Origin of the sequence: Promicromonospora sp. NPDC057138 (assembly GCF_042670845.1) — a bacterium.
Lineage (GTDB): Bacteria > Actinomycetota > Actinomycetes > Actinomycetales > Cellulomonadaceae > Promicromonospora.
The window spans coordinates 1-18,649 of sequence record NZ_JBHUUX010000090.1 but is presented as its reverse complement, the minus strand read 5'-3'; the positions used below and the strand labels follow the sequence as shown (position 1 = coordinate 18,649).

At 72.0% G+C, this 18,649-nt stretch carries 19 protein-coding genes; 11 read left to right on the top strand and 8 right to left on the bottom strand.

The window, feature by feature from the left end; all coding sequences use genetic code 11:
- The first annotated feature begins 111 nt into the window (after positions 1–111).
- A complete protein-coding gene (locus ACFT2C_RS27130) occupies positions 112–1,449 on the top strand; it encodes a copper amine oxidase (protein WP_377210206.1) in 1,338 nt (445 codons plus the stop codon).
- A gap of 6 nt (positions 1,450–1,455) precedes the next feature.
- Here ACFT2C_RS27130 and ACFT2C_RS27125 read toward each other — a convergent pair whose 3' ends face one another.
- From ACFT2C_RS27125 to ACFT2C_RS27110, 4 genes are all read right to left on the bottom strand, one after another.
- Positions 1,456–2,217, bottom strand: a complete 762-nt coding sequence (locus ACFT2C_RS27125) for a class I SAM-dependent methyltransferase (RefSeq protein ID WP_377210205.1) — start codon at positions 2,215–2,217, stop codon at positions 1,456–1,458.
- A 66-nt stretch (positions 2,218–2,283) separates the two neighbouring features.
- A complete protein-coding gene (locus ACFT2C_RS27120; RefSeq protein WP_377210204.1) occupies positions 2,284–2,757 on the bottom strand; it encodes a GNAT family N-acetyltransferase in 474 nt (157 codons plus the stop codon).
- 175 nt (positions 2,758–2,932) lie between these two features.
- A complete protein-coding gene (locus ACFT2C_RS27115; RefSeq protein WP_377210203.1) occupies positions 2,933–3,415 on the bottom strand; it encodes a glutathione peroxidase in 483 nt (160 codons plus the stop codon).
- Positions 3,416–3,453: 38 nt separating this feature from the next.
- Positions 3,454–4,776 carry a dicarboxylate/amino acid:cation symporter gene (locus ACFT2C_RS27110; RefSeq protein ID WP_377210202.1) on the bottom strand — a complete coding sequence of 441 codons (1,323 nt, stop codon included), beginning with the start codon at positions 4,774–4,776 and terminating at the stop codon, positions 3,454–3,456.
- A gap of 170 nt (positions 4,777–4,946) precedes the next feature.
- Between ACFT2C_RS27110 and ACFT2C_RS27105 the strand changes: the two genes are divergently transcribed.
- The 6 genes from ACFT2C_RS27105 to ACFT2C_RS27080 all read left to right on the top strand — a co-directional run bounded on the left by ACFT2C_RS27105 (position 4,947) and on the right by ACFT2C_RS27080 (position 10,344).
- The gene (locus ACFT2C_RS27105; RefSeq protein ID WP_377210201.1) at positions 4,947–5,999 is read left to right on the top strand and encodes a pseudouridine synthase; all 1,053 of its coding nucleotides are present in this window, start codon (positions 4,947–4,949) and stop codon (positions 5,997–5,999) included.
- A gap of 80 nt (positions 6,000–6,079) precedes the next feature.
- On the top strand, positions 6,080–7,315 hold the full coding sequence (alr, locus tag ACFT2C_RS27100; RefSeq protein WP_377210200.1) for an alanine racemase: 1,236 nt from the start codon (positions 6,080–6,082) through the stop codon (positions 7,313–7,315).
- A 22-nt stretch (positions 7,316–7,337) separates the two neighbouring features.
- Positions 7,338–7,910, top strand: coding sequence for a tRNA (adenosine(37)-N6)-threonylcarbamoyltransferase complex ATPase subunit type 1 TsaE (tsaE, locus tag ACFT2C_RS27095; protein WP_377210199.1), 573 nt, complete (start codon positions 7,338–7,340; stop codon positions 7,908–7,910).
- Between the two features lie 9 nt (positions 7,911–7,919).
- Positions 7,920–8,723: a tRNA (adenosine(37)-N6)-threonylcarbamoyltransferase complex dimerization subunit type 1 TsaB gene (gene tsaB / locus ACFT2C_RS27090; protein ID WP_377210198.1), complete on the top strand. Its 804-nt coding sequence runs from the start codon at positions 7,920–7,922 to the stop codon at positions 8,721–8,723.
- Positions 8,720–9,259 (top strand): ribosomal protein S18-alanine N-acetyltransferase, encoded by a 540-nt coding sequence (gene rimI, locus ACFT2C_RS27085; RefSeq protein WP_377210197.1) that lies wholly within the window; start codon positions 8,720–8,722, stop codon positions 9,257–9,259. The genes tsaB and rimI overlap by 4 nt, the downstream gene beginning before the upstream one ends.
- Positions 9,260–9,375: 116 nt before the next feature.
- A complete protein-coding gene (locus ACFT2C_RS27080) occupies positions 9,376–10,344 on the top strand; it encodes a sulfurtransferase (RefSeq protein ID WP_377210196.1) in 969 nt (322 codons plus the stop codon).
- Here ACFT2C_RS27080 and tsaD read toward each other — a convergent pair.
- Complete coding sequence (tsaD, locus tag ACFT2C_RS27075) at positions 10,334–11,377, bottom strand: tRNA (adenosine(37)-N6)-threonylcarbamoyltransferase complex transferase subunit TsaD (protein ID WP_377210195.1); 1,044 nt, start codon at positions 11,375–11,377, stop codon at positions 10,334–10,336. The two genes, ACFT2C_RS27080 and tsaD, sit on opposite strands and share 11 nt — an antisense overlap.
- A 109-nt stretch (positions 11,378–11,486) precedes the next feature.
- Here tsaD and ACFT2C_RS27070 point away from each other — a divergent pair, with 109 nt between their 5' ends.
- Positions 11,487–12,101, top strand: coding sequence for a malonic semialdehyde reductase (locus ACFT2C_RS27070; RefSeq protein ID WP_377210194.1), 615 nt, complete (start codon positions 11,487–11,489; stop codon positions 12,099–12,101).
- Between the two features lie 8 nt (positions 12,102–12,109).
- Here the strand turns inward: ACFT2C_RS27070 and ACFT2C_RS27065 are convergent, their stop codons facing one another.
- Together ACFT2C_RS27065 and ACFT2C_RS27060 are read right to left on the bottom strand one after the other, a co-directional pair.
- Positions 12,110–13,294, bottom strand: coding sequence for a glutamate--cysteine ligase (locus tag ACFT2C_RS27065; RefSeq protein ID WP_377210193.1), 1,185 nt, complete (start codon positions 13,292–13,294; stop codon positions 12,110–12,112).
- Positions 13,291–14,559: an SAM-dependent methyltransferase gene (locus tag ACFT2C_RS27060; RefSeq protein ID WP_377210192.1), complete on the bottom strand. Its 1,269-nt coding sequence runs from the start codon at positions 14,557–14,559 to the stop codon at positions 13,291–13,293. The genes ACFT2C_RS27065 and ACFT2C_RS27060 overlap by 4 nt, the downstream gene beginning before the upstream one ends.
- 334 nt (positions 14,560–14,893) lie before the next feature.
- Between ACFT2C_RS27060 and groES the strand changes: the two genes are divergently transcribed.
- Complete coding sequence (groES, locus tag ACFT2C_RS27055) at positions 14,894–15,190, top strand: co-chaperone GroES (protein WP_253869104.1); 297 nt, start codon at positions 14,894–14,896, stop codon at positions 15,188–15,190.
- A 105-nt stretch (positions 15,191–15,295) separates the two neighbouring features.
- On the opposite strand, the gene ACFT2C_RS27050 is transcribed toward groES, so the two are convergent.
- On the bottom strand, positions 15,296–15,583 hold the full coding sequence (locus ACFT2C_RS27050; RefSeq protein WP_020016179.1) for a WhiB family transcriptional regulator: 288 nt from the start codon (positions 15,581–15,583) through the stop codon (positions 15,296–15,298).
- A 190-nt stretch (positions 15,584–15,773) separates the two neighbouring features.
- Here ACFT2C_RS27050 and ACFT2C_RS27045 point away from each other — a divergent pair, with 190 nt between their 5' ends.
- Positions 15,774–17,006, top strand: a complete 1,233-nt coding sequence (locus tag ACFT2C_RS27045; protein ID WP_377210191.1) for a MerR family transcriptional regulator — start codon at positions 15,774–15,776, stop codon at positions 17,004–17,006.
- A 67-nt stretch (positions 17,007–17,073) separates the two neighbouring features.
- Positions 17,074–18,588, top strand: a complete 1,515-nt coding sequence (guaB, locus tag ACFT2C_RS27040) for an IMP dehydrogenase (protein WP_377210190.1) — start codon at positions 17,074–17,076, stop codon at positions 18,586–18,588.
- The last annotated feature ends 61 nt before the right edge of the window (positions 18,589–18,649 follow it).

Here is an 18,649-nt window from a genome sequence, read left to right as displayed (position 1 = left end):
CCCGGTGCGACGTCGTCGCACCGGGCCGGTCCTGTGCGGGAAGGGCCCGCAGGAGGGCCGGAAGCATGTATCTAAGGGGGAGTCGTGCCTGACCTGTCGTCGAGACGGAGGGTGGTTCCGACGGTCATCGCGGCGGCGGCCATCGTCGCGCTCGTCGTGGCCGCGATCCTGGTCGTGGAGCAAGCAGTACCCGCAGCGCCCGCTCCGCGCGGCGACCAGTCGACGACGTCGAGCGGCGTCGACCTGGACTGCGCGGAGAACGCACCGATCACGCAGGAGCTGCTCAGCGGTTCCACGTGGACCATGTGCTGGCGGGTGGACGCGAGCCGGGGGCTCGTGCTCGAGGACGTGCACTTCGTCCCCGCCGGGCACGAGCCGGTGCAGGTGCTGGCCGAGCTGTCGATCGGGCAGCTCGAGGTGCCGTACGACACCGGCCTGCGCAACACCGAGGACATCACCACCCAGGGCTTCGGTGGCAGCCATATGAAGACGCTCACCGACACCGAGTGCTTGGGCGGCCGTCTCGACACCTACCTGCCGAAGATCGGCGACGGCTCGATGGGCGGTGGCGGCGAGCGGCGCGCGGTCCTCTGCCAGGAGGTGGTCGACGGCGGCATCGCGTACCGCAGCGAGGACGGCAGCGGGACCGAGGTGGCCCGCAGCACGGACCTGCGGCTCGCGACGATCTCGAAGGTCGGCTGGTACGAGTACGTCAGCCAGTACACGTTCGGCGGCGACGGCAGCATCCGCTCCGACCTCGGCGCCACCGGCGACCTCTCGCCCGAGGACTACGGGGACGACCCGGCCCACGGCTGGCCGGTCGGTCCCGGGGACACCGACTACGCCACCAGCCACTCGCACAACGCGGTGTGGCGGGTGCACTGGGCGCTCGGCGGCCGGGGCGGCCAGGCCGTGGAGCAGTACGACGCCGCGCCGACCGGCGAGCAGGGGCCGCGGGCGCCGCTCGTCGAGGGCGGGCTCACGCCGATCACGCGCGAGGGCACCGCGCAGGCGGCGGACCGGCGCTGGTGGCGCGTGGTCAACCCGGACGTGCTGAACGAGGACGGGCACGAGATCTCCTATCAGGTGGAGATGGGCGCGACGACGCCGTTCGAGCTCACCCAGGACGACCATCACGAGGCCGGCGACGACGCCGGCTACGCCATCGCGTTCACCGAGTCGGACGACTGCCAGCTCTTCGCCACGGCGAACAAGGAGGGCACTTGCGGGTCGGGCGTGCTCGACTTCGCGCAGGACGAGGCCGAGCTGTCCGACGTCGTCACGTGGGTCGCCGTCGGGTTCCACCACGTCGCGCGCGACGAGGACCAGAGCCCCATGGAGATGCACTGGCAGGGCTTCACCCTGACGCCGCGCGACCTGACGGCGCAGCGCGCCGACCCGCCGTCGGCCCGCGAGGACGTGAACGGGAAGCCGGCCCAGGCGCCCTGAGGCCGCTCAGGCCTTCCGCGCCTCCACGAGCGTGCGGCGGCTGTGGCAGGCGAACGAGCCGTGTTCCGCGATGTGGTCATGCAGGTCGCGGAGCCGGTCCTGGTACTTCTCGACCGAGAAGTCGGGCACCGTCCACAGCACCTTGCGCAGGAAGTGCACCACCGCGGCCAGGTCGAAGAACTCGACCTTCGTCAGCGCGTCCTGAAGCCGCACCAGTTCCAGGCCGACGCCGGACACCTGGGCGCGGACCTGGTCCAGGTACTCGGCGTCCCGGTCCTCCTGCGGCCCCATGAGGAACTCGTACAGCGCGCGGTTGGAGCCGGCCCCGACCTCCTGGACCAGCAGCGTGCCGCTGGGCGCCAGCACCCGCGCCGCTTCGGCGTACGGGAACGAGACCGGGTGGCGGCCCGTGACCAGGCCGAACGTGCCGTCGTCGAAGGGGATCGGGGCGGCGCCGTCGTCGACCAGGGTCACCACGCCGCCGAACGGCTCCAGCGCCGCCGAGGCGAGCTCGTGGTTCGGCGCCCAGGCCTCGGTGGCCCGCACGACGCCGGGCACCCGCGAGGCCAGGCCCAGCGCCTCCGCGAAGACCTCGCCGCCGCCCGTGTCGACGTCGAGCACCGCGTCGGCCCGGCCCAGGCGCTCGCCGCACAGCCGCACGTAGCCCCAGCCCGGGCGCTCCTCGGTGGCCCGGCCCGCGAACCAGGAGAAGTCCCAGCCATCGGTCGGGACGGCCAGCCCCTCGGCAATCTCCTCGTCGAACGTCATGCGGCGAAGCTATCCCCGGGAATCCCCCGCTCACCAGCCGATATCCTCCGGGTCGGGGGAGGGGTGTCAGTCCCGGGGGATGACCATCTCGACCTGCTCCGGGAACGGCGGGTACTCGGACGGCAGAGTGCGGCCCGTGCGGCGCCAGCCGAGGTGCTCGTAGAAGCCGATCGCCTGGTCGTTGTCGGCGAGGCACCAGAGGCGGGGGTCGCGCATCTCGGCGACCGCCGCGTCCATGGCGGCGCGGGCCAGGCCGGCGCCCCAGCGGGACGGGTGCACCGCCAGGTGTCGCAGCAGCCGCTCGTCGTGCGCGACGAAGCAGGCCAGCCGGGAGCCGGCGGCGTCGTCGTCCAGGACGAGCACGCGGACCCCCGGCTCGGTGAGCGCGGCCTCCCACTTGGCCCGGACCTCGTCGGTCGGGAAGGGGTACATGCCCGGCGGGAAGATGTGGCCGAGGGCCGCGATCCCGGCGGCGCGCTCGACGTCGAGGAGCGCCTGCGCGTCCTCGGGCGTCGCCTGCCGAAACCGGTTCGCGTCCATGGGCACCAGCGTAGGCCCCCCGGGTGCTCCGGGCACCCGAGCTCGGGGCGGGCCGGGCCGTCCGATCCGACCGGGCGAAAACTCCGACGGCTGAGGCCCCGGCTGCTGCCGGGGCCTCAGGCGTCGGAGCCCGTGTCGCCGGACCCTGGTCGCCGCCGAAGCGGCGGCCCGGATCTCAGCGGGGCAGGTGCGCCTCGATCTCCCCGACGATCGCCGGGTCGTCCGGCAGGGTCTTCGGTGCGTACCGGCGCACGTCGCCGCCGGGCAGGACCAGGAACTTCTCGAAGTTCCAGCGGATCTTGCCCGAGTAGCCTTCCGCGTCCTCGGTCTTCTTGAGCTCGGCGTAGAGCGGGTGCGCCTGCCGCCCGTTCACCTTGACCTTGTCGAGCACGGGGAACGTGACGCCGTACGTCATGGAGCAGAACTCGGCGATCTTCTCGTTCGAGCTGAGCTCCTGCAGGAACTGGTTGCTGGGGAAACCCAGCACCGTGAACCCTCGGTCCTGGTACTCCTTGTGCAGCTTCTCCAGGGTCTCGTACTGCGGCGTCAGGCCGCACCGCGAGGCCACGTTCACAACGAGCACCACGTCGTCCTTGTGCTCAGCCAGCGAGATCTCGGTGCCGTCCATCGTGTGGAACGGAATGTCGTAAAGGCCCATCCCCGCATCGTCCACCTTTTTTGCACTCACTGCAAGGTTCAGGCGGTTTCCTTCACCGCTGCGGCTTCGGCGTTCGCCTCGTCCTCCGGCGTGGAGGCGTCTTCCTCGGGTGTGGTGGAGTCCTCGCTCGCCGCCGCGACCTTCCGATCGTCGTAGACGTCGCGGTCGATCTCGTCGCTCGCGCTCGCGACGAGCATCGCGACGAACGTGTCGCCGTTGACGTTGAGGAACGTCCGGAAGATGCCCGTGAACCAGTCCACCGCGATGAGCAGCCCCACCGCCTCGAACGGTAGCCCGAGCGACGTGGCGAGGAACATCGCGACGACGGGGAACCCGCCCGGCACCGTGATGGTGCCCATGTTGAGCAGCACGGCGAGCCCCATCCCCAGGACGAGCTGCCCCGGCGACAGCGTGACGTCGCCCGCCTGAGCGAGGAACAGCACGACGATGGTGTAGTTGAGGACGGCCCCGTAGGAGCCCATCGTCAGGCCGACGGACAGCGTGAAGCTCGCCACGCGCTTGCTGATGCCGACCTTCTCGACGGCGTTGCGCAGCACGGTCGGGAACGTGACGGCCGAGCTCGTCGTCGTGACCGCTATCGCCGTCTGCTCCGCGAGCTTGCGCGGCAGCTTCCACGGGCTCAACCGCGTGCGTAGCGCCACGACGGCGACGAACAGGACCAGGAGGATGACGACGCCCAGCAGCGTCGTGCCGAGGTAGCTCAGCGCCGTCGTCACGACGGCGAACCCCACGTCTCCCGCGAGCGCCGCCAGCAGGCAGAACACGCCGACGGGCGCGATGTACATGACGAGCCTGATCATCGTCAGGACGATCTGCTGGAGCTGGTCGAAGAACCCGAGCACGAGCCGGCTGCCGGTCCGGGCGATGTAGAGGTTGAGCGCGGCGCCGAACAGCAGCGAGAAGACGATGATCGGCACCATGTTCGCCGTCGACATCGCCTCGAAGATGTTCGTCGAGACGAAACCGAGCACCGTGTCCTGCCAGCTCGTCGGCTCCGGCGGGGTCAGCGCGGGGTCGAGCTCGCCCGTGAACACCATCCCGGCCCCGGGCCGGATGAGCTCGCTCAGGCCCCAGGCGAGCAGCGCCGCGACGACGGAGAACGAGATCATCCAGCCGAACGTCCGCAGCGCGAGCTTGCCGGCGCCCTGGCCGCTCATGGAGCCCGTCGCGACGATCACCGAGGCCATGACGAGCGGCACTATCGACATCTGGATGAGCCGGATGAAGAGGTCGCCGACGAACTTCAGGTTGCTCGCCCAGTCGCCGGCGACGAGCCCGAAGGCGATTCCGGCGATCGCCGCTATGCCGATCTGCAGGGCTGGGTTCTTCAGGGCCTTCATGCGTCCTCCGAGGTCGTGTGCGGTACGACCGCACGGCCGTCCTGCGAAAACTAGGCGAGCGCCGTTAGGTGGATGAAGACTGGGCGTTGCATCCCTGTTTCATCTGCGGCGGGTTTTGGCACGAATGTTTCGGGGCGATGGCCCAGGTCGGGCGGGGTTAGGTTGGCGGCGTGACCCATGCGCCGTCGGGCACCGGACGCCGGACCGGTCCCCTCAAGCACCGCCCCCCGCTGCCCGTGCGGGACGGGCTGAACCCCACCCGGCTCGTGCTGCCGCACGATCCCGACGTGGTGGCGCGGTTCCCGTACGCCCTCGACTACCTCCTGGACCGGTTCCGCGCCGACGAGGTCCGGCTGCGCGAGAAGCTCGCGCTGGGCGAGATCGTCACGGGCCACGGCGCGCCGCTGACGCCGACGACGCCGTACGAGCCGCGCGGCTTCCTCTACCTGTACCGCGACCCGCCCGCGCACGAGGACGAGATCCCGTTCGAGCCGGAGGTGCTGCACCGCGACGAGAACCTGCTGGTCGTGGACAAGCCGCACTTCCTCGCGACGATGCCGCGCGGGCGCTGGGTGCGCCAGACCGCCCTGGTCCGGCTCCGGGCCGCCCTCGACCTGCCCGAGCTCTCCCCGGCCCACCGGCTCGACCGCGGGACGGCGGGCGTGCTGGTCTTCACCGTGCGGCCCGAGGTGCGCGGCCCCTATCAGGAGGCGTTCGCCCGCCGCCAGGTGCGCAAGGTCTACGAGGCGGTGGCGCCGCTGGCGCCGTCGGTCAGTCGCGCGCGGTCGGGCGGCCTCCCGCCGTCGGGCGGCGATCTGCTGCCCGACGCCGCCCGGGTCGCCCTGGGCGAGCCCGTCACCCTCCGCAGCCGCATCGTGAAGCGGCGCGGCGTCACCCGCGCCGAGGAGGTGCCGGGGGAGCCGAACGCGGAGTCGCTCATCACCCTCGTCGCCGCCGACGAGGCGCGCGGCCTGGGCCTGTACCGACTCGAACCGCACACCGGCAAGACCCACCAGCTGCGCCTGCACATGGCGTCGCTCGGGCTGCCGATCCTGCACGACCCGTTCTGGCCCGAGCTCCGCGACACCGACCCCGACGACTTCGACCGCCCCCTGCAGCTCCTGGCGCGCTCCCTCGAGCTGACCGACCCGCTGTCCGGACTCCTGCGCCGCTTCGAGTCCCGGAGAGACCTGGCCGAATGGACCCGTCAGACGCCCCCGTAGCTGTCAGACCCTCAGGTCACTCGAGTGACCTGAGGGTCTGACACGTTCGTGGGGATCTGACAGGTGCAAGAATCGGTGGGATGAGCACCACCCCCGTCTATCCCGCACGCGCGGTCGTCGATCTCGACGCGATCCGCGACAACGTGCGCGCCCTGCGGGCGACCGCCGCGACCGCCCAGGTCATGGCCGTCGTCAAGGCCGACGCGTACGGCCACGGGCTGGCACCGGCGGCCCGGGCGGCGCTCGCGGGCGGGGCGACATGGCTCGGCGCGGCACAGAGCGCCGAGGCGCTGGCGGTCCGCGCCGCCGTCGGGCCGGGACCGCGGGTCCTGACCTGGCTCTACGCGCCCGGCGCCCCCTTCGCGGACCTGGTCCGGTACGACGTCGACGTCGCGGTTGCCGGCGCCTGGGCCCTCGACGAGGTGGCTGACGGCGCCCGCGCGGCAGGCCGCCCGGCCCGCGTGCACCTCAAGGTCGAGACCGGCCTGGGCCGCAACGGCCTCATGCCGGACGACCTGCCGGCCGTGCTCGACCGGGCCGCGGCGCTGCAGGCCGAGGGCGCGCTGGCGGTCGTCGGCGTCATGTCGCACTTCGCGCTCGCCGACGAGCCGGACGACCCGTCGGTGAAGATGCAGATCCACGCCTTCGAGGACGCGATCCGTGCAGTCGAGGCGGCCGGCATGGCGATCGAGGTGCGGCACATCGCCAACTCCGCGGCGACCCTGACCAACCCCGCCGCGCACTACGACCTGGTGCGCCCCGGGATCGCCGTCTTCGGGCTCTCGCCCGTCCCGCAGCTCGGCGCGCCGGGCGACTACGGGCTGCGGCCGGCGATGACGCTGGAGGCGCGGCTCGCCACGGTCAAACGGGTACCCGCCGGCCACGGGGTCTCCTACGGCCACTTCTACACCACGTCCCAGGACACGGTGCTCGGCGTGATCCCGCTCGGGTACGGGGACGGGATCCCGCGCCACGCATCCGGGGGCTCGCTCGGCCCGGGCGGCCCCGTCCTCGTCGGCGGCGGGGTGGACGACGTCGCGGCACCTGGCACCGGCCGCGGCACCGCCCGCGTGCTGCGGATCGCCGGGCGGGTGTGCATGGACCAGGTCATGATCGACCTCGGCCCGTACGCGTCGGAGCAGGCCGGCGACGTCGTCACCCTGTTCGGGGCGTCCGACGGGCTGGCCCGCGCCGGCGCGCCCAACGCACAGGACTGGGCGCTGGCCGCCGGCACCATCAGCTATGAGATCGTGACGCGCCTCGGGGCGCGCGTGCCCCGCGTGTACGTGGGCACGGCAGGAAAGGAGACCGTGTGAGCGGAACGATGAGAGGACAACGATGAGAGGACAGGGCGACATCGCGACGTCGGAGGTAGTGACGCTGGAGCTGCCCGACGCCGATACGACGCGCGCCCTCGGCGGCGTCCTCGCCGAGGTGCTGCGCGCCGGGGACCTGGTGATCCTCACCGGCGACCTCGGTGCCGGCAAGACGACCCTCACCCAGGGGATCGGGGCGGCGCTGAACGTCCGCGGCCAGGTCGCCTCACCCACGTTCATCGTGGCGCGCGAGCACCCCGCGCTGCCGCGTCCCGACGGCACGCGCGGCCCCGGCCTCGTGCACGTGGACGCCTACCGGCTCGGCGGGCTGAGCGAGCTCGACGCGCTCGACCTCGACTCGTCCCTCGAGGACTCGATCACCATCGTCGAGTGGGGGCGCGGCCTGGCCGAGGCGCTCGCGGACGACCGCCTGGAGATCGACCTGGAACGCCCGCGGGGTGCGCCGTCGTTCGACCCCGGCGTCGCCGTCGAGGAGGACCCGGAGGCGGGGACGCGCAAGGCGACCATCCACGCCGTCGGGCCGCGCTGGTCCGGTGTGGACCTGGGGTCCCGGCTGCGCCGCCTGGCGAACTAGGCTGGCCGCGTGGCCGTTCTTGCTCTCGATACCTCCGCTTCCGTCGCCGTCTCGCTCGTCGACGAGGACGGTGCGCGCCTAGCGTCCCGCACCTCGGACGAGCGTCGCCGGCACGCCGAGTCGCTCGCGCCCCTGATCACCGAGGTCCTCGCCGAGGCGGGGATCGACCGCGCCGACCTGACCGCCGTCGTCGCCGGGACGGGGCCTGCCCCGTTCACGGGCCTCCGTGTCGGGCTGGTCACGGCCCGGACGCTCGCGCTCACGCTCGGCGTCCCCGTGCTGGGCGTGCCCAGCCTCGACGCGCTGGCCGTCCAGGCAGTCAGCGACCTCGGGCTGCGCCCGGGCGCCGAGATCCTGGCGACGTCCGACGCCCGCCGCAAGGAGGTCTACTGGGCGCGCTACCGCGTGGTCGCGCACGAGGGCCCGCACGGCCTCCCGGTGGTCGAGCTGCTCGCGGGGCCCGACGTCGACCGGGCCGGGTTCGTCGCGCAGGCCCAGCTCGCGCCGCCCGACGCGGCCGCTGGGCAGCTGCCCGTCGTGATCGGCGAGGGCGCGATGCTTTACCCCGAGTTCCTTCCCGTGGCCGACGACGCCCCCCTCGTCCCCGACGCGACGGTCCTGGCCCGGCTGGCGCTCGTCCGCCGCGCCGCGGGCGCGGACCAGCCGTCCGAGCCGCTGTACCTGCGGCGCCCGGACGTGCACGAGCCGGCTCGGGCCGGCGCTGGTTCGACCTCTGGCGCGGGTTCGACTGCAGGTGCTGGATCGACCGCAGGGCCGGGCGCCACCTCCGCTTCGGCCGGGGGTGCCGCGTGATCAGCGAGGTGCGGCTCCGCCCGCTGCGCAACGCCGACTTCGACCACGTGCTGGAGCTGGAGCGCCTGCTGTTCGGTCGGGGCGCCTGGACGTACGGGATGCTCGCCGACGAGCTCGCCGGTCTCGGCCGCTGGTACATCGTGGCGGAGCCGGAGCGCCTCGACGCCGCCGGCCCGCAGCCCGTCATCGGCTACGCGGGCCTGTGGTTCGACGGCGACGTCACGCAGGTCATGACCATCGGCGTCGACCCGCACTGTCAGCGGCACGGCGTGGGCAGGCAGCTCCTGACCGCGCTGATCGAGCGCTCCCGCAAGCTCAAGGCCGAGGCGGTGCTCCTGGAGGTGCGGGTCGACAACGACGCCGCGATCGCGCTGTACGCGGAGTTCGGGTTCCAGATCCTCGGCGTCCGGAAGCGCTATTACCAGCCGGAGGACAAGGACGCGTACACGATGCGCCTGGAGCTCGCCGAGGCGGAGGCCGTCCAGGACGCGCCGGCCACTCCGGACGACCCGGACGACGAGGCGGGTGCGGCCTGAGGTCGCCCGAAACTACCTACTCGAACCTCCTAAACGTGCTAATCCGAGCCCTGGATTAGTAGGTTTAGCGGGGCCGACGATATGAATTGGTCGCTGATGATGAGAGGTACTGCAGCATGAGAGAACGAGTTCTGGTCGATGTCACGGCGCTCGCCGCCGACCTCCAGCTCGGCGGGGGAGCGGACCCTGCCGAGGGGCGTCCCGTCGTGCTCGACGTCCGGTGGGCGCTCGGTATGACCGACGGACACGACCAGTACCGCGCCGGCCACGTCCCGGGCGCCGTGTACGTCGACCTGGAGACCGAGCTCGCGGCGCCCGCGTCGTCCGCTGCCGGGAGGCACCCGCTGCCCTCGGCGTCGGCGTTCCAGCAGGCCGCGCGCCGCTGGGGCGTCTCGGGTGACTCGCGCGTCGTCGTCTACGACTCCGTCGGCGGGACGTCGGCAGCCCGCGCCTGGTGGCTCCTGCGGTATTTCGGGGTGCCGGACGTACGCATCCTCGACGGCGGCCTCGCCGCCTGGACCGCGCGGGGGCTCGCCCTGGAACCGGGCGACGTCATGCCGGAGCCGGGCGACGTCGTCGTGCGGCCGGGCGGCATGCCCGTCCTGGACGCGGACGAGGCGGCCGCCCTGGCCGACGGTGACGGCGTGCTCCTGGACGCCCGTGCCGCCGAGCGCTACCGCGGCGAGGTGGAGCCGGTCGACCCGCAGGCCGGGCACATCCCGGGTGCGGCCAGCGCGCCGACCACCGAGAACCTGCGGGTGGACGGGCGGTTCCTGCCGACGGCGGACCTGAGGCGGCGGTTCGGTGGGCTGGGGGTCTCGACAGGCTCGACCAGCGGTGGGGCCGGCTCGACCAGCGGTGGGGCAGGCTCGACCAGCGGTGAGGCCGGCTCGACCGGCGACGACGTCGCCTCGCTCGTCGTCGGCGTGTACTGCGGCTCGGGTGTCACGGCGTCCCACGAGGTAGCCGCGCTCGCCGTCGCCGGCGTCGATGCGGCGCTCTACCCGGGCTCGTGGTCGCAGTGGTCGAACGACCCGGCGCGCGAGGTCGCGACGGGGGGCGTGACCGAGGCCGTCAGACGGTGATCGTCGTCAGCGGCATCGACGAGTCCACCGGGATGTCCAGGCTGCTCGGCGCCACCCCGGCGCGCACGACGGCGGAACCCAGCGCCGCGATCATCGCGCCGTTGTCGGTGCAGTAGCGGATGGGCGGGATGCGCAGGTCGATCCCGGCCTCGGCGCAGCGCTTGGCCGCCATCTCGCGGAGCTGGCTGTTGGCCGAGAACCCGCCGCCGATCACCAGTGTGTCGACGCCGTGCTTGTGGCACGCGGCGATGGTCTTGGCGGTGAGGACGTCGGCGACGGCCTCGGCGAACGACGCCGCGACGTCGTGCACCGGGATGGCCTGCCCGGCGTCGGTGCGGGCCTCGACCCAGCGGGCCACCGCCGTCTTGAGGCCGGAGAACGAGAAGTCGTAGGCGTGCTTCGCCTGGTCCTTCGCGGCGGTGAGGCCGCGCGGGAAGCGGATGGCCGAGGGGTCGCCCTCGCGCGCGAGCCGGTCGATGTGCGGGCCGCCGGGGTAGGGCAGGCCGAGCAGGCGGCCGACCTTGTCGAAGGCCTCGCCGGCGGCGTCGTCCAGGGTGGAGCCGAGCTCCGTGACGTCCGTGGCGATGTCGTCGACCATCAGCAGCGAGCTGTGGCCGCCGCTGACCACGAGCGCCATCGCCCGTTCCGGGAGGGGGCCGTCCACGAGCTGGTCCACGCACGCGTGCCCGATCACGTGGTTCACGCCGTACAGCGGCTTGTTCAGGCCAATCGACAGGGCCTTGGCGGCAGAGGCGCCGATGGTGAGCGGCCCCACCAGGCCGGGTCCGGCGGTCACGGCGATCGCGTCGACCTCGGACAGGTCGACGTCGGCGTCGCCGAGCGCCTTCTGGATCGTGGGGACCATCGCCTCGAGGTGGGCGCGGCTGGCGACCTCGGGAATGATGCCGCCGTAGCGGGCGTGCTCCTCCATCGAGCTGGCGACGGCGTCGACCAGGAGCTCGTTTCCGCGGACCAGCGCGACACCCGTCTCGTCGCAGGAGGTCTCGATACCGAGGACCAGAGGTTCTGCCATGCGTCCATCGTAGTTGGTCCGTAGTGCGGCCGGTTGGGGGGACGGGGCTGTGTCCAGCCTCATAGTTGTATTTTGAACTATCGCCTGGGGCGATCTTGTTGACGACGGCATGACTGAGACTCTTGAGGCTTCGCACCTCGCCATCGACGACGCGACAGCCGACCGCCTGTTCCGCACGGCGCGCACCGTGACGACCTTCGCCGAGTCCGAGGTGACCGACGAGCAGCTCGCCGCCGTGTACGACCTCATCAAGTGGGGCCCGACCTCGATGAACGTCAGCCCGCTGCGCATGCTGGTCGTCCGCACGCCGGAGGCCCGGCAGCGCCTCGTCGCCACCATGCCCGAGGGCAACCAGGAACGCGTCGCCAACGCGCCGGTCACCCTCGTGCTCGCGTACGACCCCGACTTCCACGAGCGCCTCGACGTCCTGGTTCCGCACATGCCGGGCGCTCGCGACTACTTCGCGGCCGACGACGAAGCGCGGGCCGGCGCCGCGCGCACCAACGCCCTGCTGCAGGCGGGCTATCTGATCGTGGGCCTGCGCGCCGCGGGCCTGTCGGCCGGCCCGATGCACGGGATCTACGACGGGATCGACGCCGAGTTCTTCGCCGAGAACGGCTGGAAGAGCTTCCTCGTCATCAACGTCAGTGCGGCCGAGGGTGCCGACACCACCCGGCCGCGCGCCCCGCGCCTGAACTTCGACGACGCCGCCCAGGTCATCTGACGCCCCGGTCAGAGGGGGTTGCCCCTGCGCATCTCCTCCACCATCGCGCGCACGACCGGCACCAGGTCGCCGTCGTGCGCCGCAGCCACCGCCTGCTGCCGCTGGTACGAGGCCCCGCCGCGGACGATGTCCCGCACTCCGGCCAGCTCCGCGGCGCAGCCGAGCCGCTGCGCGACGGGCTCCAGCTCGACCAGCAGCTTGGCTATCGAGTCGGCGATCGGCCCCTGGTTGCCGTCGGCGTCCAGGATCACCGTGGCGTCGAGCCCGTAGCGCGCCGAGCGGAACTTGTTCTCCTCCACGAACCACGGCGGCAGCTCCGGCAGGGTCCGGCCCTGGTCGAGCTGCGTGGACAGGTGCTCCACGAGGCAGTGCACGACCGCCGCCAGCGTGAGGGCCTCCTTCAGGTTGGTGGGGCCGTCGCACACCCGGACCTCGAGCGTGCCGAACTTCGGCGAGGGGCGGATGTCCCAGTGCACCTCGTTGAACGCCTCGACAGCACCGACGTGCAGCATGTCGCCCGCGTACGCCTCCAGCTCCTGCCAGGTCTCGAATGCGACCGGCAGCCCGGAGCTCGGGATCTGCTGGAACAGCAGCGACCGGTTGGACGCGAACCCCGTGTGCTCGCCGGCCCAGTACGGGGACCCGGCCGACAGCGCCTGCAGGTGCGGGAAGTAGGTGAGCATCGCGCGCATGAGCGGCAGCGCCTTGTCCCGGTGCTCGACGCCGACGTGGACGTGCAGCCCCCAGATGATCAGCTGAGCGCCCCAGACGCCCGTGCGCTCCCGGATGCGGGCATAGCGCTCCTTGTCGCCCACGATCTGGTCGGCAGCCCGCGCGAACGGGTGCGTCCCGCCGCCCATGAGGTCGAGGCCCATGGGGTCGGTCACGGCCCGCACACGGTCGAGGAGGCGGGTCAGGTCCGCGCCCGCGCCGGCCACGGTCCGGCAGACGCCGGTGACCAGCTCGACGGTGTTCCTCATGAACTCGCCGGTCACGTGCGGGGGGTAGCCCGTCACGCCGTCCGGCGGGCTCTCCGACGGGCCGACGGCGGCGCCGCGCGCGAGCGCGTCGAGCACCTCCGGTCCCAGCTGGGAAAGATTGGCGCTACCGGACTCGACGAGCCCGATCTCCCACTCGAGACCAACCGTGGAACGTGGGGATTCGCCGAAGCCGAGCCGGGCAGGCGAGCTCATGCGGCTCCCAGTGGTTCGACGACGAGCACCTGTTGGTTGCCTGCCACGCGTGTGAGCACGATCGTCGCCTCCTCGGTCCCGGTGAGCACGAGCTGCTTGCGAAGTTGTTCAGGCACCACGGCGGTGCCTCGCTTCTTGATGGTGATGCGCCCGACGTTCCGGTCCCGCAGGTACGACTTGAGGCGCTTCAGACCGAACGGCATGGTGTCGAGCACGCGGTAGCCGGTGGCGATCGGGGCCTGCGCCCCGGCCGTCTCCGCCGGACGGGCCGGCGGCAGGTCGGCGGGGTCGTCGGTGGTGACGTACGCGATGGTCGGGTCGACCAGCCGCCCGCCGAGCTCGGCGGCGGCCTGGCCCACCAGGCCCGCACGGATGACCGCCCCGTCGGGCTCGTAGAGATACTGCCCGACGGCGCCGACGTCGGGCGTGACGTCGTCGCCCCGCACGGCGCGGCTGAGCGTGTGCTCCTTGCCGTCGTCGTCGGTGAAGGTACGCAGCAAGAGCGCCGAGCGGCCGGGGCCGTCGGGCGCGAGCGGGCCGAACCAGAGGCCGGCCTCGACCACGTCGCCGTTGACGGAGACCCACTGCGTCTCGGCGTCGGCGGGCAGCCCGTCGTGCGCGATGCCCGGGCCCACCTTGATGCCGACGGCGGGCACCGTCTCGCGCAGCGCCCACACGGCGTCGAGCGGGGGTTCGTAGGCGCGCGGGTCGAAGACCCGGCGGCTGCGGCCGCCCGAGCCGCCGCTCACCCGGCGCGCGGGGTCGGCGTAGACGCCCTCGACGCCCTCGGCGCGCAGGTCGAGCGAGAGGCCGTCGGTGTGCCGCACGTCGGCCTCGGGGAAGTGACGCAGGTTCCACTGCGCGATGGCGGCCGTGCACTCGTCGAGGTCGGTCGCCACGACGCGGAGCCCGGTCCCGGCAAAAGCCAGGGAGTCGGCGCCGATGCCGCAGGTCAGGTCGGCGAGCGCGGTGACTCCCGCGTCCAGGTAGCGCCGGGCGTGCAGTGCCGCGACGAGGAGCCGGGTGGCCTGCTCCAGGCCGTCCGCGGTGAAGAGCATCCCGTCGGCGAAGTCGCCGAACTTGGACCGGGCCCGCGCGCGCAGCCGGGACTGGGTCACCACGGCGGCCGCGAGGTCCGGCGCGATGCCCTTGGCGCGTAGGGTCGTCACGGTCTTCATCGCGTGCCGCTCGTCATAGGGCGGCAGGGCGCCAAGCAGGGCCCAGCCGTCTGGGCTGAGCAGTTTGCTCAGAATCGCCGCATCCATGGGAAGATCTTTCCACGTTCGTCCTGGTCGTGACGAGTGACTCGACGCAACCTTGTCGCAGAGATGGCGAGATTCCGGTGTGCGGGCCGCCGATCGGTCGCGCGGGGCGTGAGCAGGTTCACGCGATTGGCACTCGCCTTGACCGAGTGCTAGCGCCGACCTAGATTTGGGGTTGTCCACCGCCGCGGAACCCGGTCCCCGGGGCCCGCGACGGGGGATCCAGACGTTCGTGCCCGCCGGCACCCGCGACGACGGCGGACCGTCGAACGTTCGAGCCCCTTAAGTCCACCACGAAGCAGATCTCTCGATCCGCTCATGAAAGAGGAGGTCCGACGTGTCGGTCCCCATCAAGCCGCTCGAGGACCGGATCGTCGTCAAGGCTCTCGAAGCCGAGACCACGACCGCTTCCGGCCTGGTCATCCCGGACACCGCCAAGGAGAAGCCCCAGGAGGGCGAGGTTCTGGCCGTTGGCCAGGGCCGCATCGACGACAACGGCAACCGTGTGCCGCTGGACGTCGCCGTCGGTGACAAGGTGATCTACTCCAAGTACGGCGGCACCGAGGTCAAGTACGCGGGCGAGGAGTACCTGGTGCTCTCGGCCCGCGACGTCCTCGCCGTGGTCGTGAGCTGACCCCAGCCCACGCCAGGAGATGACGAGGGCCCCGCACCGAAAGGTGCGGGGCCCTTGCCGTTCCCGCTTCCGGCGGGGGAGATCAGGTGGCGTGGGAGATCAGGATCAGGCCGAGACGGACTTGCCCGCGAGGATGGCCGACCGCTCGTCCTCGCTGAGCCCGCCCCAGACGCCGTACGGCTCGCGCACGCGGAGCGACTGCTCGCGGCACTGCATCATCACGGGGCAGGAGCGGCAGATCGCCTTCGCGGCCTCGGCACGCCTGCGGCGGGTCGACCCACGCTCGCCCTCGGGGTGAAAGAACAGCGTGTCGTCCGCGTCGCGGCATGCGCCCTGGTACTGCCATTCCCACAGTTCCATTACCGGACCGGGAAGCCTCGAGATCTCCGTCATGCCGAACAACCTACAAGTTGTGCAGAAGTTGTTCAAGGGGCAGTTTCGAGTCAAGTTGCCCGAAGCGGTTCAGCCGAAGCGCGTCAGCCCTGACCGGTTTTGTTCCGATGTGAACCGAATTCCACCAAGATCGGCGGCACGCCGGGTTTCGCAGTGGCGCAGAGAGGTCCAGGTCGGCAGAATCGAGTCCATGACATCTTCGCGGCCTGCCCAGAACTCGGGCGGGTCACGTACATCCAGCCCCGGACTGGCCGTCGCAGCGGTAGCCAGACGCCTCGGGGTCGCGCCAGCCACCCTTCGCACGTGGGACCGCCGGTACGGGCTCGGCCCATCGGGTCGTACGGCTGGATCGCACCGCCGCTACACGCCGGACGACGTCGCCCGGCTTCTCGTGATGCGCCGGCTCACGCTGGAGGGCGTGGCGCCGGTGGACGCCGCTCGCGCCGCGGTCGAGGCCAGTGAGGCGGAGCTCGAGGTCGCCGCCCGGACCGCCCCCGCGCTGCCCGCCGTGCAGGTCGAGGACGAGTCGGAGGAGGAGTCCGGCGAGCCGGAGTTCGCGGAGAAGTTCCTCGGCACCGTCGAGGCGCCGGACGGGGCGGACGAGCAGGCGGTCGAGGCCGGTCCGGCGTCGGGCGGCGAGCGGTCGGGTGGCGAGCAGCCGGAGGAGCCGCGCGGGCGGGCCCGCCTGCGCGCCCTGCCCGGCGGAGCGACGGGCGGCGATGCCCCCGCGGCGGCCGGCCCGCGGTCGGCGTCCGCCGCGGCCCCGACGTCCGGCAGGGTGTCCGCCCTGGTCGACGCCGCCCTGGCCTACAGCAGAACCGCCTGTGACAACCTCCTGGTGCTCGGCCCTGAGGGCGATCCCGCGACCTGGTGGACCGAGCTCGTGGAGCCGGCCTGGCTACGGCTGTCCGAGCGCACTGTCCTCGCCGGCCCGGGCGAGATGCCCGAGGTGGTGCTCGCGACCGCCGCGCTGCGGGCGCTGCGCCACTACACCGAGGAGTTCGAGCGGGTGATGGTCGAGGCGGGCGGCCCGCCGGCCAACCACCCGAGCCGGATGCGCAAGATCGTCCTGGTGTTCGCCGCCCCCGACGAGGTGGTGCCGCTGTCGGCGCACGCGCTCGCCGCGGCGCTGGCCGCGCAGGGCTCGATGGCGCGGATCGTCACGGGCCCCGCGAGCACCCACCGCTCGGTCGAGCTGGTGACGATGGTCCGCCCGACGGCGGTGGTGCTGGCCACCACGCAGAACAAGCCGGACCTCGACGTCGTGCACGCGGTGAACGAGAGCTATCCCGAGCTGCCGATCTTCGTGGGCCTGCGGGCCGACGCCGCGGCGACGGACCTGCCGTTCGGGCCCACGGTGCAGCGGGTGCGCTCGTTCACCGGCCTGCTGCACGAGGTGCTTGCCGTCATCAAGGCGAGGTGACGCACGCCTCGGGCCGGTACCACGGCCCGGCCAGGATCTGCGGCGGCCCGGGCCGTAGACTGCCTTCATGACGGACCAGACCTCGCCGGCCGACCCGTTCGGTTTCCTCGGGCTCACCTATGACGACGTCCTGCTGCTGCCGGGTTACTCCGACCTGGCGCCGTCGGACATCGACACGACGTCTCGCCTGACGCGCGAGATCTCGCTCAAGATTCCGCTGCTGTCCGCGGCGATGGACACGGTCACCGAGTCCGCCATGGCGATCGCCATGGCGCGCCAGGGTGGCCTCGGTGTGCTGCACCGCAACCTCTCCATCGAGGACCAGGCCTACCAGGTCGACCTGGTGAAGCGGACGCAGACGGGCATCATCACGAACCCCGTCACGATCGGCCCGGACGCCACGCTCGAGGAGCTCGACACCCTCGCGGGCCAGTTCCGGATCTCCGGCTTCCCCGTCGTCGACGCCGAGAACAAGCTGATCGGCATGGTCACCAACCGCGACCTGCGCTTCACGCCCGTCGCCGAGTGGGCCACCACCAAGGTGGACGAGGTGATGACGCCGCAGCCGCTGATCACCGGCCCGTCCGGCATCGCGCGCGACGACGCCACGCTGCTGCTGCGCAAGCACAAGCTCGAGCGCCTCCCGCTGATCGACCCGGACGGCCGCATCACCGGCCTGATCACCGTCAAGGACTTCGTGAAGTCCGAGCAGTTCCCCGACTCGTCCAAGGACGGCCAGGGCCGCCTCATGGTGGGCGCGGCGATCGGCTACTTCGGTGACGCGTGGCAGCGGGCGACCGCCCTGATCGAAGCCGGCGTGGACGTGCTCGTCGCCGACACCGCGCACGGCAACGTCCGCATGCTGATCGACATGGTCAAGCGTCTCAAGACCGACCCGGCCACGAAGGACGTCCAGGTGATCGGCGGCAACGTCGCCACCCGTCAGGGCGCCCAGGCCTTCGTCGACGCCGGGGCGGACGCCGTGAAGGTCGGCGTCGGGCCGGGCTCGATCTGCACCACCCGCATCGTGACCGGCGTCGGCGTACCGCAGATCACCGCCGTCTACGAGGCGTCGCTGGCCTGCAAGCCGGCCGGGGTTCCCGTCATCGCCGACGGCGGCCTCAAGCACTCCGGCGAGATCGGCAAGGCCATCGTGGCGGGCGCCGACACCGTGATGCTGGGCTCGCTGTTCGCGGGCTGCGAGGAGACGCCGGGCGACCTGGTGCTGGTGGGCGGCAAGCAGTTCAAGACGTACCGCGGCATGGGCTCGATGGGCGCCATGTCCTCGCGCGGCAAGAAGTCGTACTCGAAGGACCGGTACTTCCAGGCCGAGGTCACGAGCGACGACAAGATCGTGCCCGAGGGCATCGAGGGCCAGGTCGCCTACAAGGGGCCGCTGTCCACCGTGGCCCATCAGCTCATCGGTGGTCTGCACCAGACGATGTTCTACACCGGTGCGCGGACGGTCCCGGAGCTGCAGGCGGGCGGCAAGTTCATCCGCATCACGTCGGCGTCGCTCAAGGAGAGCCACCCGCACGACGTGCAGATGACCGTCGAGTCGCCGAACTACAGCGGCTTCTGACCCGGTAGAGCGTTCCGCGAAGTAGAGCGCCTGTCCGAGTCTCCCTGGTTTCGCCAGGGAG